Here is a 26,206-nt window from a genome sequence, read left to right on the forward strand (position 1 = left end):
GGCAGGATGCGCGCTAGCGGGCCGACCATTGTTCGGCGGGCCGAAGCAACTCATCCAGCGCGCTCATCGAGGCCTCGCGAAGCGCGGCGAGACCGCGGGCGGCGCTCTGGCACTCGGCCGGGGACATCGAGGGGGCCGCCAGCTCGACCTCACGGCAGCGCTCGAACAGGCGGACGAGGCCGAGCGCGCCGGCGGCGCTGCCGAGCTGGTGCGTGGATCGCGCGAGCTGCATGCGGTCGCCAATTGTCGCGGCCTTGGCGATGTCATCGATCAGCTTTTCGCTGGTCTCTTCCAGCAGACGGTGGAGCTTTGCGATTTGCGCCGCGCCCAGCAGCTCTTTCTGGTCGTCGAGAAAGTGCCGGTCGATCAATGCGCCCGCGGTGAGCTGCACGTCTGCCGGCTCAGCCTCGAGATCGTCCTCGATCGCTTCGCGCAGCGCATTGATCAGGATCGGCTTGCTGACGATCTTGGCGATGCCTGCGCCTGCAAGCCGTTCGCGGGCGCTGCGCGAGACGTCGGCGGTCACGGCGATGATGCGCGGCATCTTCGGCAAGGCCAGCTTGCCGATCTTTGATGCCGCTTCCACGCCATCCATGTCGGGCATGTGCAGGTCCATCAGAATCACGTCGAAGGCCTGATCGCGCGCGAGCGCGATGGCCGAGGCGCCGTTGCCGGCGAGGGTGGGGCGGTGGCCGAGCCGTTTCAGGATGGCTTCGCCGACCTCGCGATTGACGGGATCGTCGTCCACCAGCAGCACGCTGAGCTGCCGCGACGGCGGCGGAATTGCACCTTGCGCGACGCCGCTCGCGGCGCGGCCGAGCGGCACTTCGAGCGTGAACGTGCTGCCTTCGCCCGGCGTGCTCGTCACCGTCAGCTCGCCGCGCATCAGGCGTGTGAGGCGCCGGGCGATCGCAAGGCCGAGGCCGGTGCCGCCGAACCTGCGCGCGATGCTGTCGTCCGCTTGCACGAAGTCCTCGAAGATCCGCTCGTGCATGTCAGGGGCGATGCCGATGCCGGTATCGCGGACCGTGACGCGCAGCAGCACATGATTGTCGTGCTGCTCGGCTTCTGCCCTCACGGCGATCCCGCCGTGTGGGGTGAACTTGATCGCGTTGCCGATCAGGTTGAGCAGGATGCGGTTGAGCCGGACGGGATCGCCGTGCACCGAGATATCGGCCGTTGCCTCACAGGCGAGATCGAAGGCGAGGCCCTTGCCGAAGGCCTGCGGGCGCATCAGATCGGCGGCGGTCTCGACGAGCTGGTCGAGCCGGAAGTCGCGCGTCTCCAACGCCTCGGTGCTGGCCTCCAGACGCGCATATTCCAGGATGGCATCGACCAGCGCGATCAGCGTTTCGCCCGATGCGGCCGCGGTCGCAAGCTGGCGGCGCTGCGCTTCGCTGAGGCTGCCGTCGTCGAGCAGTTGCAGCACGCCCATGACGCCATTGAGCGGCGTGCGCAGCTCGTGGCTGACGACGGCGAGGAAGCGCGACTTGGTCTCGTTGGCCGCCACCGCCGCGCTGCGCGCGCGCTCGGCGGCATCGTGCTCGGCAAGGGCCTGATCGCGCGCCTTCTCCAGCTCGGAGGTGCGCTCGATCACCTTGCGCTCCAGCGTCGCATAGGATTCGCGCAAATGCGCGGCCATGCGGTTGAACTGGTCGCCGAGCGCTTCCAGCTCGTCGCCGGTCTTGATTGCGAGCCGCAGGCCGAGATCGCCGCTGCCGATCCGGCGTGCGCCCTGCGTCAGGATCTGGATCGGCACGGTCATGCGCCGGCTGAGGAAGAGTGAGACCAGCACCGCGCCGGCAAGCAGAATGACAAGCAGAAAGGTCGATCGCCCGATCGATGCATAGATCGGCGCATAGGCTTCGCTGAGCGGCAGCTCGACGAACACCAGCCAGCCGAGCGAGGGGACGGTCGCATAGGTCGACAGCACGCGCTGGCCCGAGAGGTCCTCCTTGACCAGGCCGCCCGAGGGCGGCCCGACGCCGTCGAGCGCAGTGCGCACGTCCGCATGTCCGGAAAGATCGCTGCGTTGCAGCGCCGGCCACAGATCGGGATGCGCGATCAAGACCCCCTGCCGATCGACCACATAGGCCTTGCCGGTGTTGCCGACCCTGATCCCGGCGACCAGGTCCCAGATGAAGCGCAGATTGACCTCGGCGACGACCACATTGGGGGAGCGGCCGGTGCCGCGCGTCGCAATCGTCATGAACGGCTCGGTGTCGCCGAAGAAGTAGACGGGCCCGTAGTAGGCCCGGCTTTCATTGGCGCCGCGGAAGGCCGGCGACGTCGAGAGATCGGCCTTGCTGCCGATCCTGTCGGCGATGCGGCGCGACACGCGCACCTGTTCGCGGCCCTGTGCATCGAGCTCGGCGATCTCCGCGATCGCGGGCGAGAGGCGCAGCAGGCGGATGGAGTTAAGGCGATCGTCTTCGTTGGTCGACAGCTCCGGCGGCAGGCGCGAGAGCCATCTGATCTGGTTCTCGATCTGGCCGATGAACTGGCCGATCTGGATCGCCGCGCTTGCCGCCTGCTCGCGCTGGATCGCGGCGAGAAGCTGCTTCTGCTCGCGATAGGAGAACCAGACGTCGAAGCCGGTGTTGATAGCGAGCGCGGCGAAGGCGAGGGCGACGATCGAGACGAGATATTTGCGGAACAGCCGGCCGGGAGGCGTCCGCAAATGTCCCTGGTCGACCTCTTCGTTCACTCGCGGATCTCGTCGGCGCGCGCCAGCAGCGTGAATGGAATCCTCAATCCGAGCGCGTTGGCAACGCTGCGGTTGATCAGGAGCTCGTATTTGCGCGGCGATTGCACCGGCAGGTCGCCTGCCTTGGTGCCGCGCAGGATGAGATCGACATAGTCGGCCGAGCGCACCTCGAGCGTCGGGCCGTAGCTCATCAGTCCGCCCGCGTCCATGAAGTAGTGAAACGGATAGATCATCGGGACGCGATATTTTGCCGTTGCTGCGACGATCGCCTGGCGGTTCACCACCAGGAAGCTGTCGACGAGCGAGATCATCGCGGCCTTGGGCGGCTCGGAAAAGCGGCCGATCGCGCCCTCGATCTCCGCGGCCTTGCCGACGGGGACGAGGACCACGCCGACCCCGCATGTCACGGCCTCCGCCTCGAGCGAGTCGAGATAGTAGCGCCCGGCGCGCGGCGTCGTCGCCGGATTGTACAGCACGCCGACACGCGCGATGTCGGGCACGGCCTCCTTGATGAGCTGAAGCCATTTGCCGCCCATCTCGGGCGTGCTGCTGGTGAAGCCGGTGACGTTGCCGCCGGGATGGGCGAGGCTCTCGACGAAGCCGTTGCCGACGGGATCGTTGGAGGTCGCGAACACGATCGGGATCGTCCTGGTGGCCGCGAGGACGGCCGCGGTCTCACCCGTCGAGCCGGTCAGGATGACGTCGGGCTTGAGATCGATGATCTCCTGGATGGCGCTCTTCAACTTGTCGGCTCCGCCGAAGCTCGAGCGCAGCTCCAGGCGGAAATTGACCCCTTCGACCCAGCCGCGTTGCCGCAGGCCTGCAATGAGGCCGCCAAGCCGGGTGGTCGCAGCTTCGGTCATGCTGCGTCTCGTCAGCTCGTCGTCGAGTGACAATGCAGTCAGCGAGGCGACGATGCGCATGCGATCCGGCGTTGCGCCGAGCGCGAAGAAGCCCGCGGCAGTTGCGCCGGCGAGGCGAAGGAAATCGCGGCGGGCGACCGCCGGCGCAGCGCGGGCAGGAGCGGGCCGCTCAATCATGAAATGTTTCGCAAAAATTGTTCCTGACGCTGTGCATATCCCGAAAGGCTAGCAACCACAATTGATGAAAAACTACGCTTATGAATGCTCATTCGCAGCCTTTGGCAGCCCGATACCGTAAGCCTACGCGGCCAGGGAGTCGTCTGTTTCGGGTTCTGCAAGAACCAGCCTTCAACGCCGCAGCGTGAATTCGCCCGCTCCCCGCCGGTGCTCCCATTTCGCCCGCTCCAGCTCCGGCCGGTCGCATTCAGCCTCGGGATAGCCGACGCAGAGATAGGCGATGAACTTCCAGGTATCAGGCACGTCGAGAATGGTGTGAATGCGTGCAGGATTCAGGATCGACACCCAGCCAAGGCCGATACCTTCCGCGCGCGCGGCGAGCCACATCGCGGTGATCGCGGCGACGACGGAATATTCCGTCGTCTCCGGCATGGTGGCGCGGCCGAGGCCGTGGCCGATGTCGCTGGCCTTGTCGGCGAATACGGCGAGGTGGCCCGGCGCCTGCTCGAGCCCCGACAGTTTGAGCGTGGCGTAGCGCGCGGCGCGTTCGCCGGCATAGGCACCGAGCGCATCGGCGTTGCATGATTTGAAGTCGTCGATCACGGCGCGGCGGCGAGCGGCATCGTCGACGATGACGAAGCGCCAGGGCTGGCTGAGCCCGACCGAAGGCGAGAGGCAGGCGGTCTCGATCAGGCGGTCGATGGCGCCGTCCGGCAGCGGATCGGTGCGAAAGCGGCGCACATCGCGGCGCCACACGAACAGCTCGTGCAATTGCCGGCGGAAGGTGTCGTCGAACTCGACCATCGGCTCAACGTCCGATCTGAAAGGCTGCGGCGACCAGCAGGATCAGGATTTCGCAGATCTGCTCGAACGCGCCGAGGATGTCGCCGGTCTGCCCGCCGATCTGGCGGATCGCAAGCCGCGCCAGCAGCAGCCCGGCGAGCGAGACCAGGATCAGGCCGACCAGCGCCTTGCCCGGCCCCAACGCCAGGGCGAGCGCGAGCGTTCCAACCGCAAAGGCGATGGCGACGCTCCGTCCCGGCGGCACTCCCGCGCTGGCCGACAATCCGTCCGGCCTTGCCGGCGGGACCAGTGACATGAAGGCCGGTACGCCCGCGCGCGCCGCCGCATGCGCGGCGCACAGCGCGAGCGTGACGGCCGCGGGACTGGCGATCGCCGCGAGCGCGCTCCAGCGCAGGCCGAACGACAGGATGAGCGCGCAGACACCATAGGTGCCGATCCGGCTGTCGCGCATGATCTCGAGCTTGCGCTCGCGGGTGCGGCCGCCACCGAGCCCGTCAGCGGTATCGGCAAGTCCGTCCTCGTGCAGCGTACCGGTGATCAGGGTGGTCGCAGCCAGCGCGAGCAGCGCGGCGAGGTTCGGCGTCAGTCCGACCCGGATGGCGAGCTTGTAGATCAAGGCGCCGGCAAGGCCGACCAGCAGCCCCGCGACGGGGAGCGCCCAGGTCGCGCGCGCGACGGCGCCGTCGGCTGCAGGCTTTGACGATGCCACGGGAAGGATCGTCACGAACGATGCCGCCATCCTGAGATCGGCGATGATGTCTTTCAAAAGCTCGGCGCGCGGCATCATTTCAGTTTCATCGGCAGGCCGGCGACCACGAACTCGACCTCGTCGGCGACGGCGGCGATGGTCTGGTTCATGATCCCGGCGGCGTCGCGATAGCTGCGCGCCAGCGCATTGTCGGGCACGATGCCGAGGCCGACCTCGTTGGTGACGAAGACGGCGGGGCTTTTCAGGCGGGGCAGGGCGCTGGCGAGCTCTCTCACTTCACGCTCCCAGTCGCGCTCTGCATGCATCAGGTTGGAGAGCCACAGCGTCAGGCAATCCACCAGTCGTGCGCCGTCGCCATCGGTTGCGACCAGTGCGGGCACGAGATCGAGCGGCACCTCGCGTTCGACCCAGTCGGTTCCGCGCCGCGCGCGATGCTTGGCGATACGCGTCTCCATTTCCGCATCGAGCGCCTCGGCCGTCGCGACATAAACGGGCTGCCCGGGAAAAGCGCGCGTGCGCATTTCCGCACGCTTGCTCTTGCCCGATCGCGCTCCACCCGTGATCAAGATGACGGCCATCAAAGTCTCCTGTGGGTCTGACTAACCACCAAACGGCGCCAAAGACAAAGCCGAAATCAGGCCGGCAGGGGCTTGCGCTCGCCCTTCGCTTTGCGCAACAGGGGCGGGACAGGAGGCAGGCGTGGGCTTTGCGGGTGCGATGGTGGTGGCGATGGCGGTGGATGCCCTTTCGGGCTGGCCGTCATGGCTGTTCGCGCGGATCGGCCATCCCGTGACCTGGTTGGGCCGGCTGATCGGTGCCATCGACGCCGCCTGGAATCGCGATTCCGATCCGCCGGCCCTGCGCCGCGCTGTAGGTGTCGCTGGCGCGCTCCTGGTGATCGCGATCTCCGTCGCGGTCGGCTGGGTGCTTCAGTCAATGCTTCCTTGGGGCTGGATCCAGATCGTGCTGGTCGGTGTCCTCGCCTGGCCGCTGGTCGCGCTGCGCTCGCTGCATGATCATGTCGCGGCCGTCGCGGCGCCCCTGCAGGCCGGTGACATCACCGCCGCGCGCGACGCGGTCTCGCGCATCGTCGGGCGCGATCCCGCCGCGCTCGATGAAGCCGGCATCGCGCGCGCGGCGATCGAGAGTCTTGCGGAAAATGCGTCCGACGGCATTGTCGCGCCGGTGTTCTGGGGCGCGCTGTTCGGCCTGCCCGGCATCTTGGGTTACAAGGCGATCAATACCCTGGACTCGATGATCGGCCATCGCAGCGAACGGCACGAGGCTTTCGGCTGGGCCGCGGCGCGCATCGACGATGTCGCCAACTTCATTCCGGCGCGCCTGACCGGGTTTCTGTTCGTGCTGCTGGCACCGCGCCGATCCCTGGCGCTGGCGTGCATGACGCGCGATGCGCGCCGTCACCGTTCTTCCAACGCCGGCTGGCCGGAAGCGGCGATGGCCGGTGCGCTCGGCGTGCGGCTCAGCGGCCCCCGCATCTACCATGGCAGCGTCACGAACGAGCCCTGGCTGAACGAAGGCGCGCGCGATCCGCATCCCGCCGACATCGGCGAGGGACTGAATGTCTACCGCCGCGCCATGCTGCTCCTCGCCGGTCTGCTTGCGATCCTCGCCTTCGCGTGAAAGAACAGAGCATGCGCGAGCACGGTGGAAATCTCGATCTGGCCCAGCAGCGGTTTGGCGGCCGCGCGGAGGACTGGATCGATCTGTCGACCGGGATCAACCGGCTGCCTTATCCGGTGGGCGAGGTGAGCGCGCGCGCGTGGAGCGCGCTGCCGTCGCGGGCCGAGATCGAGGCATTGCATCAGGCGGCGCGGCACGCCTACCGTACGAGTGCACCGCTCGTCGCGATGGGCGGAGCGCAAGCCGCCATCCAACTGCTGCCGCAACTTGGCGCGCCCGGCTGCGCCCGCATCCTCGCGCCTACGTACAATGAATATGCGGGAGTGCTGTCGGCTGCGGGTTGGGACGTCCATGAAGTCGGCGAGCTCGATGCGCTGGCCGGCGCGGACCTCGCCATCGTGGTCAATCCCAACAATCCCGATGGCCGGACCTTCGCACCAAAGGATCTGCTGGCGTTGCTGCCGCGCGTCGGCCGTCTCATCGTGGATGAGAGCTTTGTCGACGCCGTTCCGCATCTGTCGCTGGCACCGGAAGCGGATCGCCCTGGGCTGCTGATCCTGCGTTCCTTCGGGAAGTTCTACGGCCTTGCCGGCCTGCGGCTCGGCTTCGCGATCGGCAACGCCGCTGACATTGCAAAGCTGGCGGCGATGTCGGGCCCTTGGCCTATCTCTGGCGCAGCGATTGCGATTGGCGGCCGCGCATTGCGCGACGATGCGTGGGCGGAGGCGACATCGGCGCGGCTTGGGCGTGACTGTGTTCGCCTCGACGAGATGGTGCAAGGACAAGGCTGGCGGCTCATCGGCGGTGCATCGTTGTTTCGTCTCTACGAGACGTCAGACGCGCTCGCCGCGCAGGAGAAGCTTGCGCGTCGCCAGATCTGGTCGCGCGTGTTCGCGAAAGAGCCGACATGGCTGCGGCTCGGGCTTCCCGGCGTTGAGGCCGAGTGGACCCGCCTCGCCGAGGTCCTAGCGCGCTAGCGCGAGCAGGCCCTCGACATCGAGATGTTTTTCGATGTGATCGGCGAGGGCGTCAAGCGCGCTTTCGACCCGGGCATGATAGGGCTCGTTGCCCGCGGGAATGTCGAGCTTCGCCAAAAACGCCTTGCGGAAATCATCCGACGTGAACAGGCCGTGCAGATAGCTGCCCTGCACGCGGCCATCCCTGGAGATCGCGCCTTCCGGCTCGCCGTTCAGCTTCGCGAAGGGGCGGACGCGATCCGGCCCATCGGTGCGGCCGATGTGAATTTCGTAGGCTTCGATCGGCTGATCCGTCGCAGCGTGCACCGCTGCGACGCGCGTCAACGTCTTCTGCGGGCTCATCACCGTCTCAACATCGAGAAGCCCGAGCCCCGGCGTATCACCTGCCGGGCCTTCAATGCCATCGGGGTCGGCAACGCTGCGTCCGAGCATCTGATAGCCGCCGCATAGGCCGAGCACGTGGCCGCCACGGCGGTGATGCGCGAGCAGATCGATGTCCCAGCCCTGCGCGCGCAGGAACGCGAGATCGCCACGGGTGGACTTTGAGCCGGGGATGATGACCAGTCTGACGTCGCCGGGGATCGCTTCGCCGGGGCGCACCATCAGGAGATCGACGCCTGGCTCGAGCTTGAGTGGATCGAGATCGTCGAAATTGGCGATGCGCGACAGCGCGAGGCACGCGATCTTGCATTGGCCGGGCTTGCGCGCATCACTGAGGCCCAGCGCGTCCTCGGCCGGCAGTTCGCCCGCGCGGGCGAACCAGGGCAGCACGCCGAGGCCGCGCCACGCGGTCCTCTCTTCGATCAGCCTGTAGCCGTCGTCAAACAGCGTGGGATCGCCGCGGAACTTGTTGATGACAAAGCCCTGGATCATCGCGGCATCGTCGGGGTCGATCACCGTCCTGATGCCGACGAGCTGGGCGATGACGCCGCCGCGATCGATGTCGCCAACGAGCACGACCGGCACGTCGGCCTTGCGCGCAAAGCCCATATTGGCGATGTCGGCCTTGCGCAGATTCACCTCGGCCGGACTGCCCGCGCCTTCGACCAGCACCAGATCAGCGCGCGCCTTCAACCGCTCAAAGCTCTCCAGCACCGCGCCCATCAGCGAGGGCTTCATCGCGGCGTATTCGCGCGCCCGCGCGGTGGCGATGCGTTTTCCATGCACGACGATTTGCGCGCCGACATCGGTCTCGGGCTTCAGCAGCACCGGGTTCATGTCGGTGTGCGGCTCGACGCCCGCCGCGAGCGCTTGAAGCGCCTGCGCACGCCCGATCTCGCCGCCATCGACGGTGACGGCCGCATTGTTCGACATGTTCTGCGGCTTGAAGGGAAGTACGCGCAAGGCCCGCCGTGTGAAGGCGCGCGCGAGGCCGGCCACGATGAGCGACTTGCCCACGTCCGAGCCGGCCCCCTGGATCATCAGTGCGCGTGCCATCGCGCTCAGAACTCGACGCCGGCTTGCGCCTTGATGCCGGAGCGGAAGGGATGCTTGACCAGCGTCATCTCGGTGACGAGATCGGCGATCTCGATCAGCTCGTCCTTCGCGTTGCGCCCGGTGAGCACGACATGCGTCATCGGCGGCTTCGAGGTCGTCAGGAAGTCGACGACCTCGGCGATGTCGAGATAGTCGTAGCGCAGCGCGATGTTGATCTCGTCGAGCACGACCATGCGCAGGTTCGAATCGAGGATCAGCTCCTTGGCCTTCTCCCAGCCGGCGCGGGCGGCGGCAATGTCGCGGGCGCGGTCCTGCGTTTCCCAGGTGAAGCCTTCGCCCATGGCATGGAACTGGCAGAGCTCGCCGAAATGGCCCGTGAGCAGACGCCGCTCGCCAGTATCCCAGGCACCCTTGATGAACTGCACGACAGCGCAGGGGAAGCCATGGGCGACGCAGCGGACGATCATGCCGAAGGCCGAGGACGACTTGCCCTTGCCGGCGCCGGTGTGGACGATGATCAGGCCCTTTTCGCCGCTCTTGGTTGCCATGATCTTGTCGCGGGCGGCCTTCTTCTTCGCCATTTTCTGGGCGTGGCGGGCGTCGGTTTCCGCAGTGGTTTGGGTATCCGGTTCTGGCGTCATCGGTCCCGGTCCTTCGGCTTGACAAGAGGCGGCCGGGGGCAAATGGTGGCCCGGCACTGGTTCCTGTCCTATGACAGGCGAAGAGGGAATGCGATAGGGTCCGAATCGGCAAGATTTGGGTCCAAAATGCAGCCGCCCCCGCGACCGTGACCGGAGAGATGCCCGAAGCCACTGATCCCCTAGGGGATCGGGAAGGCGGGGATCGAAGGGCCAAAACCCTGCTCCGCAAGCCGGGAGACCTGCCAGCGCGGACGAGTTTTGGACCGGCGGACGGGGTGTTCCGCGACGGGGAAACGGGCCTTCACGAGAATGGTCCGTGTGCCTCTTCGCCTCCCGCTGTTTATTCTGGAAGAGGCGATGACCGTCACACTTCACGTCTGCATCACCTGCCGCGCTGGCCAGACGCTTGGCGAAGGCGAGACCACACCCGGCAAGCGCCTGCATGGCGCGATCCTCGAGGCCGGCGTGCCCGAGGGCGTCAACGTGGTTCCCGTCGAATGCCTGTCTGCATGCAGCCAGGGCTGCTCGGTCGCGCTCAGCGCGCCCGGCCGCTGGTCCTATGTCTATGGCCGCCTGTCGGATGCGAACGCGCAGGACGTGGTCGCGGGCGCCGCGGCCTATGCGGCCGCGCCCGACGGCCTCGTGCCGTGGCGCAGCCGGCCCGAAATCTTCCGCAAGCAGTCGCTTGCCCGCATTCCCCCCATTGCCGTGTTGCCGGAGGCCGCCGAATGAACTCGCTCGCAAAAGTCCCTGTCACGGTGGTCACGGGCTTTCTCGGCTCCGGCAAGACGACGCTGATCCAGCATCTGCTCAGCAATGCCAATGGCAAGAAGCTCGCCGTGCTGGTCAACGAGTTCGGCAGCGAGGGCGTCGACGGCGAGATCCTGAAATCCTGCGCCGATGCCAACTGCCCGGAGGAGAATATCGTCGAGCTCGCCAATGGCTGCATCTGCTGCACCGTTGCCGACGATTTCATTCCGACCATGGAGCAGTTGCTGGCGCGCCCGGTGCGGCCCGATCACATCCTGATCGAGACCTCGGGCCTGGCGCTGCCAAAACCGCTGCTGAAAGCATTCGACTGGCCGGAGATCCGCTCGCGCATCACCGTCGACGGCGTGATCGCGCTCGCCGATGCCGAGGCGGTTGCCGCCGGTCGCTTCGCGCCGGACCCGGCGGCTGTCGAAGCGCAGCGCGCCGCGGACGAAAATCTCGATCACGAGACGCCGCTCTCGGAGGTGTTCGAGGACCAGATCGCCTGCGCAGATATCGTGCTGCTGACCAAGGCCGATCTCGCCGGCAGCGCCGGCATTGAAGCCGCCAAGGCCGCGATCGCCGCCGAGATGCCGCGCCGCGTGCCGATGCTGCCCGTCACCGACGGTGCGATCGACGCGCGCGTCATTCTCGGGCTCGGCGCCGCCGCCGAGAACGATCTTGCCGCGCGCCCGTCGCATCACGATGGCGAGGAGGAGCACGAGCACGATGATTTCGCCTCCGTCGTGATCGATCTTCCGGAGGTTGCGGATGTCGATACGCTGGTTGCGTCGGTGCAGAGGCTGGCGCGCGAGCAGAACGTGCTGCGTGCCAAGGGCTACATCGCGGTCGCGGGCAAGCCGATGCGCCTGCTGCTTCAGGCCGTCGGCGAGCGCGTGCGCCACCAGTTCGACAAGCCCTGGGGCGCGGGTCTCAGGCAGTCGAAGCTCGTCGTGATCGGCGAGCATGGCGATATCGATGAGGCCGCGATCAAGGCGGGATTGGGAGTCTGATGCACGTCGTCTTCCGCGAGAGCCGGGGTCTCGAGGAGACCGCGACGCCAAGAGACATCGGCCAGGACCCGGCCGATCTCGTGGTGCTCTCGTACTCGGATTCCGACCTTGCCGCATTCGCGGCGGGCTGGCGGCGCGGCCGTAGCAGCCTGCCGTCGCTGCGGCTCGCCAATCTCGCGGAGCTGCGTCATCCGCTCTCGGTCGACACCTATATCGAGCGCACGCTGTCGCAGGCGCGCGGCATCCTGGTGCGTCTGATCGGCGGAGAATCTTATTGGCCCTATGGCCTTGCGGCGCTCCAGCAGCTCGCCAAAGATCGTAACATCGTGCTGGCCGTGCTGCCGGCCGACGGCCGCGACGACACGCGGCTCGATGCTTACTCGACCCTGCCGGTCTCGACGCTGCGGCGGCTCAAGGTGCTTTGCGACACCGGTGGCCCCGTTGCCGCTCAGGCCGCGATTGCTCAGCTTGCGCTGGCTTCGGGCCTCTATGCAGGTCCGGTCGTCGGCGAGATGACCGTGCCCGAGATGGGCTTTTATGATCCCGCGCGTGGTGTCATCGCCGCGCCGCCGTCGGGTGAAGGCAGGCCGCTCGCGCTGGTGACCTTCTATCGCTCTTATCTCACTGCCGCTGACACCGGCCCGGTCGATGCCCTGATCGCTGCGCTGCGCGAGAAGGGTTTTGCGGCGTATGGCGTGTTCGTCACCTCCCTAAAGGGCCCGGGCGTTGCGGGCTGGCTGCGGGACTATCTTGCGAAGAACCCTCCGGCCGCGATCGTCAATGCGACGGCGTTTTCTGCGCTGGGCGAAGATGGCACGACGCCGTTCGATGCTGCGTCATGTCCCGTCTTCCAGGTCGCGCTCTCGTCGGCACGGCGCGAGGACTGGGCGGAATCGTTGCGCGGTCTGTCGCCCGGCGATCTCGCGATGCACGTGGTGCTGCCCGAGGTCGACGGCCGCGTGTTCGCGGGCGTCGTGAGCTTCAAGTCGGCGGCGGAGCGCGATCCCGATTTGCAATTTTCGCATCTGGCGCATCGGCCGGATGAGGAGCGCGTGACGGCCGTCGCCGCGCGCGTTGCAGCCTGGTGGCGCCTTGCGGAAAAGCCGGCTGCCGGGAAGCGCGTCGCGATCGTGCTTTCGAACTATCCGGGCCGGCCGCACCAGATCGCGCATGCGGTTGGGCTCGATGCGCTGGCTTCGGTCGAGGCATTGGTGTCTGACCTTGCAAAGGCCGGCTTCGATGTCGCGCCGGTCCATGCGCTCGGCGAGACGCTGCTGAAGCAGCATCTGACCTGGAGCGTCGCCGATTACCGCGCGTCACTCTTACACCTCCCGCAATCCCTGCGGGATGATCTCGCGCAAGCCTGGGGCGGGCTGGAGACCGATCCAAGCTGCGGCAGTGGTGCGTTCCGCTTCGCGGCCACCGCTTGCGGCCAGTCAATCATCGCCGTTCAGCCGGAGCGTGGCGACGCCATCACGCGTGATTCCGACTATCACGATCTCGCCCGCACGCCGCGCCACGGCTATGTCGCGTTCTATCTCTGGCTCCGCGAGCAGGGCATTGATGCCGTCGTGCACATGGGGGCGCACGGGACGCTGGAATGGTTGCCGGGGAAATCCGTGGCGCTGTCGTCGGGGTGCTGGCCGGAAGCGCTGATCGGCGATCTCCCCGTCATCTATCCCTTCATCGTCAACGATCCCGGCGAGGCTGCGCAGGCCAAGCGGCGGATCGGTGCCGTCACCATCGGCCATCTGCCGCCGCCGCTCGAGCAATCCACGGTGCCGGAGGGTTTGCGCCGGCTCGAACGCCTGCTCGACGAATATTCGACCGCCGATGGTCTCGATCCCGCGCGCCGCCAGCGCCTGATCGCGGCGATCCGCGACGAGGCCCGTGCAGCGGGCCTCGAAGACGATCTCGGTCTCGATGCGTCGGCCGCGCCGGCCGAAGCCATTCCGCGCATCGACCGCTTCGTCTGCGATCTCAAGGAAAGCCAGTTCGGCGACGGCCTGCACGTGTTCGGCCGCGGCGCCTGCGGCGAGGCGGAGCGGGATGCGCTGCGTGCCGCGCTCGCAGGGCAGCGCGTCGCGCCGGGGCCGTCGGGCTCGCCCTATCGTGGACGGCGGGACGTGTTGCCGACGGGACGCAATCTCTTTGCCGTCGATCCGCGCGCCGTGCCGACGCCGTCGGCACATGCGCAGGGGGTCAAGCTCGCCGAAGAGCTGCTTCGTCGCCATTTGCAGGATCACGGCGACTGGCCGAAGGGCCTCGTGGTCGACCTCTGGGGCTCGGCGACGATGCGCACTGCCGGCGAAGAGTTCGCGATGGCGCTGCATCTGGCCGGCCTCGCACCGCGCTGGGATCACGCCTCCGGCCGCGTCACCGGCTACGACATCATCGCGCCGGCCGAGCTTGGACGGCCCCGCATCGACGTCACGCTGCGTGTGTCGGGGCTGTTCCGCGATGTCTTCTCCGGCCTTGCGCAATTGTTCGAGGCAGCATCCGAGGCGCTCGCAACGCGCGAGGAGGAGGGCGACGAGAATCCGTACCGCCACCGCGCCTCGCGCGTGTTCGCGCCGCGGCCCGGACAATACGGCGTCGGCCTCTCAGCGATCCCCGATGCCTTTACGGCAGATACGCGCGACGCCGCCGGCGAAGCCTGGCTGTCAGCCTCGTCCTGGGCCTTCTCCGCCGATGGCGCGATCAAGCCCGATCGCGCCGGCATCGAGCAGCGGCTCGCATCGGCCGATGCCTTCGTCCACGTCCAGGATTTGCCGGAGACCGATCTGCTGCTCGCTGCCGACTATGCCGCGCACGAAGCCGGCGTTGCGGCGGCCGCGGCCCATCTCGGCGCGGCCGGGCCATCGCTCTATCATCTCGACACGACGCGCCCCGAGCAGCCGCATGCGCGCACGCTGACGGAGGAGATCTCGCGCGTGGTTCGCGCACGCGCGGCCAATCCGGCCTGGATCGCCGGCATGATGCGTCACGGTTTTCGCGGGGCCGCCGAGATCACGGCGACACTCGAGCACATGGCTGCATTCGCGCATCTGGCCGGGGCCGTGCCGCCGCATCTGTTCGATCTGTATTACGACGCGACGCTCGGCGATGCCGACATCCGCGCCTTCATGGCGCACGAGAATCCGGCGGCGCTGGCCGCGATGGAGACCTGCTTCGCGCGCCTGCATGAGGCCTCCCTCTGGCGAACGCGCCGCAATTCGATCGCGGCTGCGCTGAAGGAGGCATCATGAGCGCGTCGATGGTCAAGGGCTGGTGTCCCGGCGCGCTGCGCCCGATGCAATCGGGCGACGGGCTGGTGGTCCGCGTGCGTCCGTTCGGCGGACGGCTTGAGGCAAACCAGATCGCCGGGCTCGCCGAGCTCGCCGAGCGCCACGGCAACGGCCTCATCGATGTGACCAGCCGCGCCAACCTCCAGATCAGGGGCGTGAGCGAGGAGACCCATCGGCCGCTGATCGACGGCCTTGCGCAGCTGCAATTGCTCGATCCAGATACCGACATCGAAGCTCGCCGCAACATCCTGGTGACGCCGTTCTGGACTGTCGGTGACGAGACGCAGGCGCTCGCTGCGGAGCTTGAAGAAGCGCTCGCCGACAGCGCGCTCGACCTTCCCACCAAATTCGGCTTCGCCATCGACGACGGCAAGTCGCGCGTGCTCGCCGGCGATTCCGCCGACGTGCGGATCGAACGCGATCGCGGCGGCCGTCTGCTGGTGCGGGCTGATGGCGCAAGGTTCGGCCACTCGGTCGCGCGCGGAGAGGCCGTGAGCACGGCGCTCGCGCTCGCAGGCTGGTTCGTCGCCTCCGGTGGCACGAAGGGCGGGCGAGGGCGCATGGCGGCCCACATCGCGGCCGGCGCGGCATTGCCCGCGGCCTTGCGCGGCGAGACCGAGCCTGCGCCCGTGATGCCGGCATCGCGGCCCGGGCATTATCCGCAAGGAGCGCTCGTCGGCGTCGCGTTCGGGCAGATGCTGCACACGACGCTGCATCAGTTTTCCGGCTGCGGTCACGCGCTGCGCATGACACCGTGGCGGATGGTTTTGAGCGAGGGCAAACGCGAGATGCCGAACGGCGCGGGTCTCATCACGGAGCCTCACGATCCGGCGCTGCGCGTGATCGCCTGTAGCGGTGCGCCGCGCTGCCGCGAGGCGCATGCCGACACGCGCGCGCTGGCGGCCGCGCTCGCGCCGCGCATTGCCCTCGACACGAAGCTCCACGTCTCCGGATGCGCCAAGGGCTGCGCTCGCTCCGGAGCCTCGGCGGTGACGCTGGTTGCGACCAGCGCCGGTTTCGATCTCGTGCGGAACGGCTCGACCCGGGACGAGCCGGTCCTGCGCGGCCTGAACTGTGCCGACATCGTCAGCGATCCCTCCATCCTGGTCGGAGGACACTGATGCCGCACACCTATGAAACCGACGGCGCGGCGATCTACCGGCAATCCTTTGCGACCATCCGCGCCGAGGCCGATCTTGCGCGGTTCACGCCCGATGAAGAGCAGGTCGTGGTGCGGATGATCCACGCCGCCGGCATGGTCGGGCTGGAAGCACATATCCGTTTCACGCCCGGTATGGCAACCGCTGCGCGCGCCGCCTTGCAGAAGGGCGCCCCGATCCTGTGCGATGCGCGCATGGTCTCGGAAGGAATCACGCGTGCCAGACTTCCTGCGGCCAATGCCGTGATCTGCACGCTCGGCGACGAGGCCGTTCCGGCGCTGGCGCAGTCCATGCGCAACACGCGCTCGGCTGCGGCGCTGGAGTTGTGGCGGCCGCATTTGGGTGGCTCAATCGTCGCGATCGGCAACGCACCGACCGCGCTGTTTCACCTCCTCAACATGCTGGAGGACCAAAACTGTCCGCGGCCGGCGGCGATCATCGGTTGCCCCGTCGGCTTCGTCGGCGCCGCCGAATCCAAGGCGGCGCTGATGGCCGATCCGCCGGTGCCGGCATTGACGGTCGAGGGCCGCCTCGGCGGCTCCGCGATCACGGTGGCCGCCGTGAACGCGCTGGCGAGCCGGAGCGAATAGCCATGGGTCGCATCATCTGCTGCGGTCTCGGCCCCGGCGATCCAGACCTGATGAGCGTGCGCGCCGATCGCATGGTGCGCGGCGCAAAGCACGTCGCCTATTTCCGCAAGAAGGGCAGGCCCGGCCAGGCGCGCCGCATCGTCGAGGGCATGCTGGCGGCCGAGGTCACCGAATATCCCATGGAATATCCGGTCACGACAGAAATTGCGTTCGACAGTCCGGAGTACGTGCAACTTCTCGCCGGCTTCTACGACGAATGGGCCGAGCGCCTGGCGCGGCTTGCCCGCGCGGTCGATGTCGTCGTGCTCTGCGAGGGCGATCCCTACTTCTACGGCTCCTTCATGCATCTGCACACGCGCCTGCAGGGCCGCGTCGAGATCGAGGTGATCGCCGGCATTCCCGGCATGGTCGGCTGCTGGAATGGCGTCGGGCAGCCGATCGCGCTCGGCGACGACGTGACGACGGTGCTCATGGGGACGCTTCCCGAGGACGAGCTCGAACGCCGCATGCGCGATTCCGATGCGCTCGTGATCATGAAGACCGGGCGCAACATCGCAAAGGTGCGCCGCGCGCTCGCAACCGCTGGGCGGCTCGATGATGCCTGGCTGGTCGAGCGCGGCACCATGCCCGGTGAGCGCGTGGCGCGGCTCTCGGAGATCGATGCCGCCGATTGTCCTTACTTTGCGATCGTGCTCGTGCATGGCAAGGGCCGGCATCTGGACGCCGCCGAATGACGGGCACACTGACCATCGCAGGCCTCGGGCCGGGCAGCGATGCTCTGGTGACGCCCGAGGTCTCCGCGGCGCTCGCAGCGGCGACCGATATTCTTGGCTATGCGCCTTATGTCTCGCGCGTGCCGCCGCGGCCGGGGCTGACCCTGCATCCGTCGGATAATCGCGAAGAGCTGCAGCGCGCGCGCGAAGCCCTGCGGCTTGCGGCTGAAGGCGGGCAGGTCGTCGTCGTATCCTCTGGCGATCCCGGCGTTTTTGCGATGGCCTCAGCGGTGTTCGAGGCGCTGGAGCAGGCGCCGCAATATCAAAAACTGCCGATCCGCGTGTTGCCCGGCATCACCGCGATGCTGGCGGCGGCCGCGCGCGCCGGCGCGCCGCTCGGCCATGATTTCTGCGCGATCAATCTCTCCGACAATCTCAAGCCCTGGGCGGTGATCGAGAAACGCCTGCGGCTCGCCGCCGAGGCCGACTTTTCGATTGCGATGTACAATCCGCGTTCAGTGAGCCGACCGGAGGGATTTGGCCGTGCGCTTGCGGTGTTGAAGGAAGCTGGTTGTAGCGACCGCTTAGTCATCTTCGCGCGTGCGATCAGCTCGGCTGACGAGAAGATCGAGACCGTCGCGCTGAACGAAGCGACGCCTGAGATGGCCGACATGCGTACGCTTGTCATCATCGGCAATTCGCAGACGCGCCGCGTCGGCCGCTGGGTCTATGCACCGAGGCGGGTCGAATGACCGAGCCACTGCATCACGTCAGTGACGCTCTCGACCCGCAGCCGCTCGGGCAGCCGCGGTCGGGAGATCATGATCACGGGCAGGCCGAGCCCTCGGGCCGCGTCGATCTTGGCGCGCGCGCCGTCGCCGCCGGAGTTGCGGGCGACGATCCAGGCGATGCCGCGGGCGCGCAGCATCTCGAGCTCGCCCTCGAGCGTGAACGGTCCGCGCGACACGATGACATCCGCGGCGAAGGGCAGGGGCGCTTCGGGCGGATCGACGAAACGCAGCGTGTAGGCATGCTGCGGCTTGCTCGCGAACGGCGCGATGTGCTGGCGGCCGATGGCGAGGAACACGTTTGCCGGCGTGTCGGGCAGCGCGGCGACCGCCGCGTTGACGTCCGCGACCTCGATCCAGTTGTCGCCTTGCGTCCTGTCCCATGGCATGCGTTCGAGGGCAATCAGCGGCGTGCCGGTCTCGGCGCACGCCGCAACCGCGTTGCGGCTCATCTCGGCGGCGAAGGGATGCGTCGCGTCGATCATATGCGTGATGCCTTCATCGCGGATATAGTCCGCAAGCCCGCTCACGCCGCCGAAACCGCCGATGCGGGTCGGCAGCGGCTGATCGGCGGGCGCACGGGTGCGGCCGCCATAGGAATAGACGGCATCGATCTGCGCGCGCGCGATCGTCGCGGCGAGCAGGCTCGCATCGGCAGTTCCGCCCAGAATGAGGGCGCGCATCATGGTTGATTCCTTGGCTGATCCCTGGCTGACCATCATCGGTATCGGTGAAGATGGCCTTGCCGGGCTGCCCGAGGCAAGCCGAAAGGCGCTTGCCAAGGCGGAAACTGTTTTTGGCGGCGAGCGTCATCTCGCGCTTGCAGACGTTGGTCACCGCGGCCGCCCCTGGCCGGTGCCGTTCGATGCGGATGTCGTGCTGAACTGCCGCGGCCGGCCGACGGTGGTGCTCGCCTCCGGCGATCCGTTCTGGCATGGCGCCGGCGCAAGTCTTGCCGAAAAGCTCGATGCCAACGAGTGGATCGCGCATTCGGCGCCGTCGACCTTCTCGCTCGCCGCTGCGCGGCTGGGCTGGCGTCTCGAGGCCGTTGCCTGTCTCGGCCTCCACGCAGCGCCGTTCGAACGTCTCATTCCGCATCTAGCGAATGGTGCGCGCATCATTTGCCTCGTGCGCGACAGGAGGGCGGCGGGTGATCTCGCGAAATGGCTCAGCGAGCGCGGATGGGGCGCGTCGGGCTTCTGGATGCTCGCCGCGCTCGGTGGGCCGCGCGAAAGCATTGCTGAACATCGCGCCGACAGCTTTGCGGGCGATGTCGCTGGCAACTTGGTCGCAGTCGCTGTTGAGGCGAGGGGCGGGCAAGGCATTCCCCGCAGCTCCGGCCTCTCAGACGATCTCTTCGTCCATGACGGACAGATCACCAAGCGGCCGGTGCGCGCGCTCGCGCTCTCGGCGCTGGCGTCGCGTCCGGGCGAGCGGCTGTGGGACATCGGCGCCGGCTCGGGCTCGATCTCGGTGGAGTGGGCGCTGTGCGGCGGGACGGCGATTGCGATCGAGGCGCGCGAGGATCGCGCCGCGAACATTCGCACCAATGCGGCGGCGTTCGGATTGGCGCATCGGATCACCGTCGTCACGGGAAGGGCACCTGAAGCTCTTGCTGGCCAAGACCCGCCGGATGCCGTCTTCATCGGCGGCGGTCTCGATCCCGCGATGTTCGATGCCGTCTGGTCCCGTCTCTTGCCAGGCGCGCGGCTCGTCGCACATTCGGTCACGCTGGAGACGGAAGCGCTGCTCGGCGAGCTGCATCAGCGCCATGGCGGCGAGCTGATGCGGGTCGAGATAGCGCATGCCGCTCCGCTCGGCCGCTATCGCTCGTGGGAGGCAGCCCGGGCGGTTGTGCAGTGGAGTGCGGTGCGATGAAAGTCGCCGGACTCGGATTCAAAAAGGATGTCACGCTGGCTTCGCTGCGCGAGGCGTTGCTGGCCGCTGGCGGCACTGAAGGTCTTGCGGCGGTCGCGACCGTCAGCGACAAGGCCGATGCGGAGGCGCTAAAGCAGCTCGCGCGCGAATGCGGCGTGCCGATCAAGGCCGTTCCGTCGGATGTGCTCGCGAATGTCGACACGCCGACGCAGTCAAAACTCGTCGCGGAAAAATTCGGAACCGGCTCGGTCGCCGAGGCGGCAGCGCTTGCGGCCGCGGGCCCTCGCGCGCGTCTGATTGCGACGCGCGTGGTCTCGCAGGATCGCACTGCGACGGCCGCGATCGCCGAAGGAGATGGCGCATGACCGTGCATTTCATCGGCGCAGGGCCCGGGGCGCCTGACTTGCTGACGTTGCGCGGCCGCGATTTGATCGCGGCCTGTCCGGTCTGCCTCTATGCCGGCTCGCTGGTGCCGGAAGGCGTTTTGGCGCATTGCCCGTCCGGTGCACGCATCGTCAACACCGCGCCACTGTCGCTCGACGAGATCATCGCGGAGATCGCCGCCGCGGATGCCGAGGGCAAGGACGTCGCACGGCTGCATTCCGGCGATCTGTCGATCTGGTCGGCGATGGGCGAGCAGCTCCGCCGCCTGCGCACACTCGGCATTCCCTACACGGTCACGCCGGGTGTGCCGTCGTTCTCGGCCGCCGCCGCCGCGCTGGAAGCCGAGCTGACGCTGCCCGGCCTTGCGCAGAGCGTGGTGCTGACGCGCACGCCGGGCCGCGCCAGCGCGATGCCCGAAGGCGAGAACCTTGCCGCATTCGCGGCGACCGGTGCTGTGCTTGCGATCCATCTGTCGATCCATCTGCTCGACAAGGTCGTCGCCGAGCTCTCGCCGCACTACGGCGGAGATTGCCCGGTCGCGATCGTCTGGCGCGCAAGCTGGCCGGATCAACGCATCGTGCGTGCGACGCTCGCAACCCTCGATGCCGCCGTCGGTGGCGAGATGGAGCGCACGGCGCTGATCCTCGTCGGCAAGACGCTCGGCGCTGCGGATTTCGACGAGAGCCGTCTTTACGCCGTCGATTACGATCGCCGCTATCGTCCCGTCGGCGCCGAGCCGCGCTTTCCGGAGGCGTCGTGATGGCCGCAGGCCTCGTCATCTCTGCGCCGGCCTCCGGTGTCGGCAAGACCACGCTGACGCTGGCGCTCGCGCGCGCCTGGCGCCAGCGCGGATTGAACGTGCAGTGCTTCAAGAGCGGGCCCGACTACATCGATCCCGCCTTTCATGCCGCCGCGACGGGTCGCGCCTCGGTCAATGTCGACAGCTGGGCGATGGACCGCGCGGCGATCGCCCATCTCGTCAGCCGCGGCGCGGACGCGGATGTCGTGCTCGCGGAGGGCTCGATGGGCCTGTTCGACGGCGTCGCCGCGCGCGGGGTCTCCGGCACTGGCGCGACTGCCGATATCGCGGAGATGCTGGGCTGGCCCGTGGTGCTGGTGATCGATCCCTCCGGGCAGGCGCAGACCGCGGCTGCGATCGCAGCCGGTCTTCGCGACTACCGCGCCGGCGTGCGCCTTGCCGGTGTCGTGCTCAATCGTGTCGCCAGCCCGCGCCACGAGGACCTCGTGCGGCGCGCGCTCAACGACGCGGACATCGCCGTATTCGGCGCGCTGCCGCGCCATGCCGAGATCTCGCTGCCGAAGCGGCATCTCGGCCTGGTGCAGGCTGAGGAGCAGGCCGAGATCGGCAAGCTGATCGACGAGGCCGCGCGCTTCGTCGCCGAGCATGTCGATCTCGATGCGGTGCTGCGAGCGGCAGCGAGCTGGTCGCCGCAAGCTGCGTCGAACGGCCTCAATGTGACGCCGCCCGGGCAGCGCATTGCACTGGCGCGCGATGCGGCGTTCTCGTTCGTCTATCCGCACATGCTGGAAGCCTGGCGCGCGGCGGGCGCGGAGATCTCGACATTTTCGCCGCTTGCCGATGAAGGTCCCGATGTCAGTGCGGACGTCTGCTGGCTGCCCGGCGGCTATCCCGAGCTCCATGCCGGCAAGATCGCCGCCAATGCACGCTTTCGCAGCGGCCTGCGCGCCTTCGCCGAGACGCGGCCGGTGCACGGCGAATGCGGGGGCTATATGGTGCTGGGCACCGCTTTGACCGACGCCGAAGGCGTCCGCCACGAGATGACGGGCCTGCTTGGCCTCGAGACGAGCTTTGCCAAGCGCCGCATGCATCTCGGCTATCGTCTCGCCGCGCTCGCAGCACCGATGCCGGGGCATCAGGCGGGCGCCCGGCTCCGCGGCCACGAATTCCACTATTCGACCATCCTTGCGCAGCCTGACACGCCTTTGGCGGTCGTGCATGATGCGACCGGCGCAGTCATTGCCGAGACCGGCTCGCGGCGGGGACAGGCGACCGGCACGTTCTTTCATCTGATCGCGGAGGACCGGTGAGCGGTTTTGTCTCCTTCGTCTCCGCCGGCCCGGGCGATCCCGAGCTCCTGACCGTGAAGGGCGCCGCGCGGCTGCGCGAGGCCGACGTCGTGCTCTATGACGACCTTGCGTCCGGCGCGATCCTGGATCTGGCCCGCCCGGGCGCCAATCTCGTTGCGGTGGGGAAGCGGGCAGGGCGGCCTTCGACCAGGCAGCACCACGTCAACCGCTTGCTGGTCGACTACGCCGCAACCGGCGCGCGCGTGGTACGGCTGAAGTCCGGCGATGCCGGGATCTTCGGCCGGCTGGAGGAGGAGCTCGAGACGCTGCGCGAAGCCGGCATCGGTTATGAGATCGTTCCCGGCGTCACCTCGGCCTGCGTCGCCGCCGCGCAAGCCGGCATTCCCCTGACCCGGCGCCATACCTCGCGCCGGGTGCAGTTCGTCACCGGGGCCGACGTCACCGGCGAGCTGCCGCAGAACCTGAACTGGGCGGCGCTGGCCGACCCCGAAGCGACGACCGTGGTCTATATGGGCCGCCGCACCTTTCCGGATCTTGCCGCAAAATTGATCGCGCACGGCCTCGCCCCTCATACCCCCGCGCTGTTCGCCGAATCCCTCGGGCGCGCCGACGAGCGGCTGGTCCGCACCACGATTGCCGAGCTTGCCGAGCAGCTTGCGCGGGGCGGGGCGGCGTCGACCGCCGCCGTCATCCTGTTCGGCGCGCTGGCGGGGGATTATCCGTCATGATGGCCCGGGCCGCCCTTCCGCCCTTGACGCCCGGCTGGCGAAAGGGGCACACAGGAGAGGCATGGTGCTCAACGCGGCGCAAAGCGCCGGAGCATAATCGGGAATGGGGATGGGCGGACCCAGTTGCGGCGCGCAAAACCCCAGCCGCCCCCGCGACTGTAAGCGGTGAGGGGCTCCGATCAGCCACTGGGCCGCAAGGTCCGGGAAGGCCGGAGAACCCCAGTGAACCGCGAGCCAGGAGACCGGCCGTGCATGTTTTGAGGCCAAGGCCGTCGGGTGTGACGGCAGGAAGGAACTGAACCATGCATATCGAACCCGGCGTCGTGACGGGCGCCAAGCTTATATTGAGTTACGCAACCGGCATCGCCGCAGGCGGCGTTGCCTTGAAGCTCGCGGTCGAGACCGTGCGCGAGCAGGGCATCGGCTCGCTCGCCGTGCGCACCCTCGCGACCACCGCGCTCGTCTTCACCTTCTTCGAGATCCTGCCGCACTTCCCGGTCGGCGTCTCCGAGGTGCACTTCATCCTTGGCTCGACCTTGTTCCTGCTGTTCGGTGCGGCGCCGGCGGCTCTTGGCCTTGCGTTCGGCCTCTTGCTCCAGGGCGTGTTCTTCGAGCCCGCCGACCTGCCGCAATACGGCATGAACGTCACCACGCTGCTGGTGCCGCTGTTCGGGATCCAGGCGATCGCCGCACGGATCATCTCGCGCAACACCGCCTATGTCGACCTCAGGTATCGCCAGGCGCTGGCGCTCTCGACGACCTACCAGGCCGGCGTGATCGCCTGGGTGGCGTTCTGGGCGCTCTATGGCTCCGGCTTTGCGATGAGCAACCTCGCCAACATCGCGACCTTCGCGGCCTCCTATGCGCTCGTCATCGTGATCGAGCCGCTCGCCGATCTCGCCGTGCTGGCGCTGGCGAAGTCGCTGCGCGGTGTCACCGCGCCCGGCCTCGTCACTCCGCGCCTGCACAACGCGGCCTAAGAGATCAAGGGGCGGCCGTCATGGCCGCCCCTCGCGCTCGCGATGCTCACGCTCTCCCTGATAGGCATCGGTTGCGGCGATCCCGATCAGCTCACGCGCGCTGCGATCACTGCCATCAACGCCGCCGATCTCATCCTGATCCCGCGCAAGGGCACCGCAAAGTCCGATCTCGCCGATCTCAGGCGCACGATCTGCGCCGATGTGCTCACGAGCGACAGGACGCGCATTGCCGAGTTCGATCTTCCCGTGCGCGATGCGGATGAAGCCGATTACCGCAAGGGCGTGGACGATTGGCATGATGCGGTCGCCGCGACGTGGTCGCAGACGATCGCAGATCATCTTGGCGGTGAGGGCAAGATTGCGCTGCTGATCTGGGGCGATCCCTCGCTCTACGATTCCTCGCTGCGCATCGCGCGCCGGCTCAAGCCCTTGCCCAAGATCGAGGTCGTACCGGGCATCACCTCGATCCAGGCGCTGTGCGCGGCGCATGCATTGCCGCTCAACGAGATCGGCGAGCCTTTCCTTGTGACCACGGGACGCCGCCTGCGCGAAGGCGGCTGGCCACAAGGCGTCGATACCGTGGTGGTGATGCTCGACGGCGGCACCGCGTTCCAGTCGCTCGATCCGGCGGGGCTTCACATCTATTGGGGCGCCTATCTCGGCATGCAAGATCAGATCATCCACTCAGGCGCGCTGGCCGAGGTTGGTCCGCGCATCGTCGCCGCGCGGCAGGAAGCGCGCGAGCGGCATGGCTGGATCATGGACAGCTACATTCTCAAGCGCGGGCGTTAAGCGAGGCAGCATGTTACCCGAATGGGTCTACCAAAAGTGCCCCGAGATCTCCGCGGCCCATCGCGAAGCGGCGATTGCGCGTCAGGCGCAACTGACGAAACCGACCGGCGCGCTCGGTCGGCTCGAGCAGCTCGCGATCGAGCTTGCGGGCCTGCAAGCGACTGAGCAGCCGCGCGCCGCCCGCGTGCCCGTCATCGTTTTTGCCGGCGATCACGGCATCGTCGCGCAGGGCGTGTCGGCCTATCCGCAAGCCGTGACCATCGCGATGATGGCGAATTTTGCCTCCGGCGGCGCGGCGATCTCGGTGCTGGCGCGTGAACTGGGTTCGACCCTGGAAGTGGTCGACGCGGGCACGCTGGCGCAGGAGGAGATGGCGGGCGTCGTCACCGACAAGCCGCGCAGCGGCACGCGCGATTTCAGCACCGAGGCTGCGCTCATGCCTGCCGAGCTGGCCTTCGCATTCGAAACCGGCCAGCGCGCGGTGGCACGCGCGGAGGCCACCAACCCCGATCTCCTGATCTTCGGCGAGATGGGCATCGGCAACACCACTGCGTCCGCGGCGATCGCCGCGAGCCTGCTCGGCGTCGGCGCCGACGAGATCGCGGGCAGCGGCACCGGTATCGATGCCGCCGGCCGCGCGCACAAGGCGCGCGTGATTGACGCCGCGATCGCACGCCATGGCGTTGCGGGCGCAGCGCCCGAAAAAATCCTGTGCGCCGTCGGCGGCCTCGAGATCGCGGCGATCTCAGGCGCGATCATCGCGGCTGCGCAGCGCCGCATTCCCGTATTGATCGACGGCTTCATCGTATCAGTCGCCGCACTTGCGGCAGCGCGGCTCAACCCGTCATGCCAGCCGTTCCTGTTGCCGTCGCATCAGTCGGCGGAGCAGGGGCATCGGCTGGTGCTGCGTGCATTGAACGTGCAGCCGCTGATCAGCCTCGATCTCCGGCTCGGCGAGGGATCAGGCGCCGCCATCGCGCTGCCACTGGTGCGGTCGGCCTGCGCGCTCCACAACGGCATGGCGACGTTCGCGCAGGCCAATGTGCCGGATCGGCCTAAAGCGCGATGAGATCATCGCGCTTTAGGTTGTTGTTTCAGCATGATCTTTTCGGAAAAC

General features: G+C 67.8%; 25 protein-coding genes and 2 riboswitches. Of the genes, 17 read left to right on the forward strand and 8 right to left on the reverse strand.

Annotated elements, in window-relative coordinates:
* Positions 1 to 13: 13 nt before the first annotated feature.
* The 5 genes from WN72_RS17275 to cobU form a co-directional block, all read right to left on the reverse strand.
* Complete coding sequence (locus tag WN72_RS17275; protein ID WP_092217029.1) at positions 14 to 2,707, reverse strand: hybrid sensor histidine kinase/response regulator; 2,694 nt, start codon at positions 2,705 to 2,707, stop codon at positions 14 to 16.
* Positions 2,704 to 3,747 carry an ABC transporter substrate-binding protein gene (locus WN72_RS17280; RefSeq protein ID WP_092217030.1) on the reverse strand — a complete coding sequence of 348 codons (1,044 nt, stop codon included), beginning with the start codon at positions 3,745 to 3,747 and terminating at the stop codon, positions 2,704 to 2,706. The genes WN72_RS17275 and WN72_RS17280 overlap by 4 nt, the downstream gene beginning before the upstream one ends.
* Positions 3,748 to 3,918: 171 nt before the next feature.
* A complete protein-coding gene (bluB, locus tag WN72_RS17285; protein WP_027558947.1) occupies positions 3,919 to 4,551 on the reverse strand; it encodes a 5,6-dimethylbenzimidazole synthase in 633 nt (210 codons plus the stop codon).
* A 4-nt stretch (positions 4,552 to 4,555) separates the two neighbouring features.
* The gene (gene cobS, locus WN72_RS17290; RefSeq protein ID WP_092217031.1) at positions 4,556 to 5,338 is read right to left on the reverse strand and encodes an adenosylcobinamide-GDP ribazoletransferase; all 783 of its coding nucleotides are present in this window, start codon (positions 5,336 to 5,338) and stop codon (positions 4,556 to 4,558) included.
* Complete coding sequence (gene cobU, locus WN72_RS17295) at positions 5,335 to 5,838, reverse strand: bifunctional adenosylcobinamide kinase/adenosylcobinamide-phosphate guanylyltransferase (RefSeq protein ID WP_092217032.1); 504 nt, start codon at positions 5,836 to 5,838, stop codon at positions 5,335 to 5,337. The genes cobS and cobU overlap by 4 nt, the downstream gene beginning before the upstream one ends.
* Positions 5,839 to 5,959: 121 nt before the next feature.
* Between cobU and cbiB the strand changes: the two genes are divergently transcribed.
* Together cbiB and cobD are read left to right on the forward strand one after the other, a co-directional pair.
* Positions 5,960 to 6,901 (forward strand): adenosylcobinamide-phosphate synthase CbiB, encoded by a 942-nt coding sequence (cbiB, locus tag WN72_RS17300; RefSeq protein ID WP_167380897.1) that lies wholly within the window; start codon positions 5,960 to 5,962, stop codon positions 6,899 to 6,901.
* 11 nt (positions 6,902 to 6,912) lie between these two features.
* A complete protein-coding gene (gene cobD, locus WN72_RS17305; protein ID WP_167380898.1) occupies positions 6,913 to 7,878 on the forward strand; it encodes a threonine-phosphate decarboxylase CobD in 966 nt (321 codons plus the stop codon).
* Here the strand turns inward: cobD and WN72_RS17310 are convergent.
* Both WN72_RS17310 and cobO read right to left on the reverse strand, forming a co-directional pair.
* On the reverse strand, positions 7,867 to 9,315 hold the full coding sequence (locus tag WN72_RS17310; protein WP_092217034.1) for a cobyric acid synthase: 1,449 nt from the start codon (positions 9,313 to 9,315) through the stop codon (positions 7,867 to 7,869). The genes cobD and WN72_RS17310 overlap by 12 nt on opposite strands.
* A gap of 5 nt (positions 9,316 to 9,320) precedes the next feature.
* On the reverse strand, positions 9,321 to 9,956 hold the full coding sequence (gene cobO / locus WN72_RS17315; RefSeq protein WP_092217035.1) for a cob(I)yrinic acid a,c-diamide adenosyltransferase: 636 nt from the start codon (positions 9,954 to 9,956) through the stop codon (positions 9,321 to 9,323).
* Positions 9,957 to 9,996: 40 nt separating this feature from the next.
* Positions 9,997 to 10,217, forward strand: a riboswitch (cobalamin riboswitch).
* Positions 10,218 to 10,313: 96 nt separating this feature from the next.
* Here cobO and WN72_RS17320 point away from each other — a divergent pair.
* Genes WN72_RS17320 through cobJ form a run of 7 tightly spaced genes read left to right on the forward strand, consistent with a single transcriptional unit; the run spans position 10,314 to position 18,221 of the window.
* Entirely contained in the window at positions 10,314 to 10,688 is a 375-nt protein-coding gene (locus WN72_RS17320; RefSeq protein WP_027558954.1) for a DUF1636 family protein, read from the forward strand.
* Positions 10,685 to 11,719 carry a cobalamin biosynthesis protein CobW gene (cobW, locus tag WN72_RS17325; protein ID WP_027558955.1) on the forward strand — a complete coding sequence of 345 codons (1,035 nt, stop codon included), beginning with the start codon at positions 10,685 to 10,687 and terminating at the stop codon, positions 11,717 to 11,719. The genes WN72_RS17320 and cobW overlap by 4 nt, the downstream gene beginning before the upstream one ends.
* A complete protein-coding gene (cobN, locus tag WN72_RS17330; RefSeq protein WP_092217036.1) occupies positions 11,719 to 14,967 on the forward strand; it encodes a cobaltochelatase subunit CobN in 3,249 nt (1,082 codons plus the stop codon). Before cobW ends, cobN begins: the two co-directional genes overlap by 1 nt.
* The gene (cobG, locus tag WN72_RS17335; RefSeq protein WP_027558957.1) at positions 14,964 to 16,127 is read left to right on the forward strand and encodes a precorrin-3B synthase; all 1,164 of its coding nucleotides are present in this window, start codon (positions 14,964 to 14,966) and stop codon (positions 16,125 to 16,127) included. The genes cobN and cobG overlap by 4 nt, the downstream gene beginning before the upstream one ends.
* Positions 16,127 to 16,756, forward strand: coding sequence for a precorrin-8X methylmutase (locus WN72_RS17340; protein WP_027558958.1), 630 nt, complete (start codon positions 16,127 to 16,129; stop codon positions 16,754 to 16,756). The genes cobG and WN72_RS17340 overlap by 1 nt, the downstream gene beginning before the upstream one ends.
* Positions 16,757 to 16,758: 2 nt before the next feature.
* Positions 16,759 to 17,490: a precorrin-2 C(20)-methyltransferase gene (locus WN72_RS17345; protein WP_092217037.1), complete on the forward strand. Its 732-nt coding sequence runs from the start codon at positions 16,759 to 16,761 to the stop codon at positions 17,488 to 17,490.
* Positions 17,487 to 18,221 (forward strand): precorrin-3B C(17)-methyltransferase, encoded by a 735-nt coding sequence (cobJ, locus tag WN72_RS17350; protein ID WP_027558960.1) that lies wholly within the window; start codon positions 17,487 to 17,489, stop codon positions 18,219 to 18,221. The genes WN72_RS17345 and cobJ overlap by 4 nt, the downstream gene beginning before the upstream one ends.
* Here the strand turns inward: cobJ and WN72_RS17355 are convergent.
* A complete protein-coding gene (locus WN72_RS17355; RefSeq protein WP_027558961.1) occupies positions 18,197 to 18,943 on the reverse strand; it encodes a cobalt-precorrin-6A reductase in 747 nt (248 codons plus the stop codon). The genes cobJ and WN72_RS17355 overlap by 25 nt on opposite strands.
* 10 nt (positions 18,944 to 18,953) lie before the next feature.
* Here WN72_RS17355 and WN72_RS17360 point away from each other — a divergent pair, with 10 nt between their 5' ends.
* From WN72_RS17360 to cobT, 8 genes are all read left to right on the forward strand, one after another.
* A complete protein-coding gene (locus WN72_RS17360; RefSeq protein WP_027558962.1) occupies positions 18,954 to 20,135 on the forward strand; it encodes a bifunctional cobalt-precorrin-7 (C(5))-methyltransferase/cobalt-precorrin-6B (C(15))-methyltransferase in 1,182 nt (393 codons plus the stop codon).
* Positions 20,132 to 20,500 carry a cobalamin biosynthesis protein gene (locus tag WN72_RS17365; RefSeq protein ID WP_027558963.1) on the forward strand — a complete coding sequence of 123 codons (369 nt, stop codon included), beginning with the start codon at positions 20,132 to 20,134 and terminating at the stop codon, positions 20,498 to 20,500. Before WN72_RS17360 ends, WN72_RS17365 begins: the two co-directional genes overlap by 4 nt.
* On the forward strand, positions 20,497 to 21,279 hold the full coding sequence (gene cobM / locus WN72_RS17370; protein WP_027558964.1) for a precorrin-4 C(11)-methyltransferase: 783 nt from the start codon (positions 20,497 to 20,499) through the stop codon (positions 21,277 to 21,279). Before WN72_RS17365 ends, cobM begins: the two co-directional genes overlap by 4 nt.
* Positions 21,279 to 22,589, forward strand: a complete 1,311-nt coding sequence (locus WN72_RS17375) for a cobyrinic acid a,c-diamide synthase CobB (RefSeq protein ID WP_092217039.1) — start codon at positions 21,279 to 21,281, stop codon at positions 22,587 to 22,589. Before cobM ends, WN72_RS17375 begins: the two co-directional genes overlap by 1 nt.
* The gene (cobA, locus tag WN72_RS17380) at positions 22,586 to 23,317 is read left to right on the forward strand and encodes a uroporphyrinogen-III C-methyltransferase (protein WP_092217040.1); all 732 of its coding nucleotides are present in this window, start codon (positions 22,586 to 22,588) and stop codon (positions 23,315 to 23,317) included. The genes WN72_RS17375 and cobA overlap by 4 nt, the downstream gene beginning before the upstream one ends.
* A gap of 45 nt (positions 23,318 to 23,362) precedes the next feature.
* Positions 23,363 to 23,582: riboswitch (cobalamin riboswitch) on the forward strand.
* A gap of 37 nt (positions 23,583 to 23,619) precedes the next feature.
* A complete protein-coding gene (locus tag WN72_RS17385; RefSeq protein WP_092217041.1) occupies positions 23,620 to 24,297 on the forward strand; it encodes an energy-coupling factor ABC transporter permease in 678 nt (225 codons plus the stop codon).
* A 42-nt stretch (positions 24,298 to 24,339) separates the two neighbouring features.
* Positions 24,340 to 25,089, forward strand: a complete 750-nt coding sequence (gene cobF, locus WN72_RS17390) for a precorrin-6A synthase (deacetylating) (RefSeq protein ID WP_092217042.1) — start codon at positions 24,340 to 24,342, stop codon at positions 25,087 to 25,089.
* A 10-nt stretch (positions 25,090 to 25,099) separates the two neighbouring features.
* The gene (cobT, locus tag WN72_RS17395) at positions 25,100 to 26,158 is read left to right on the forward strand and encodes a nicotinate-nucleotide--dimethylbenzimidazole phosphoribosyltransferase (protein ID WP_092217043.1); all 1,059 of its coding nucleotides are present in this window, start codon (positions 25,100 to 25,102) and stop codon (positions 26,156 to 26,158) included.
* Positions 26,159 to 26,206: the final 48 nt, after the last annotated feature.

The organism is Bradyrhizobium arachidis, from assembly GCF_015291705.1.
Taxonomy (GTDB): Bacteria; Pseudomonadota; Alphaproteobacteria; order Rhizobiales; family Xanthobacteraceae; genus Bradyrhizobium; species Bradyrhizobium arachidis.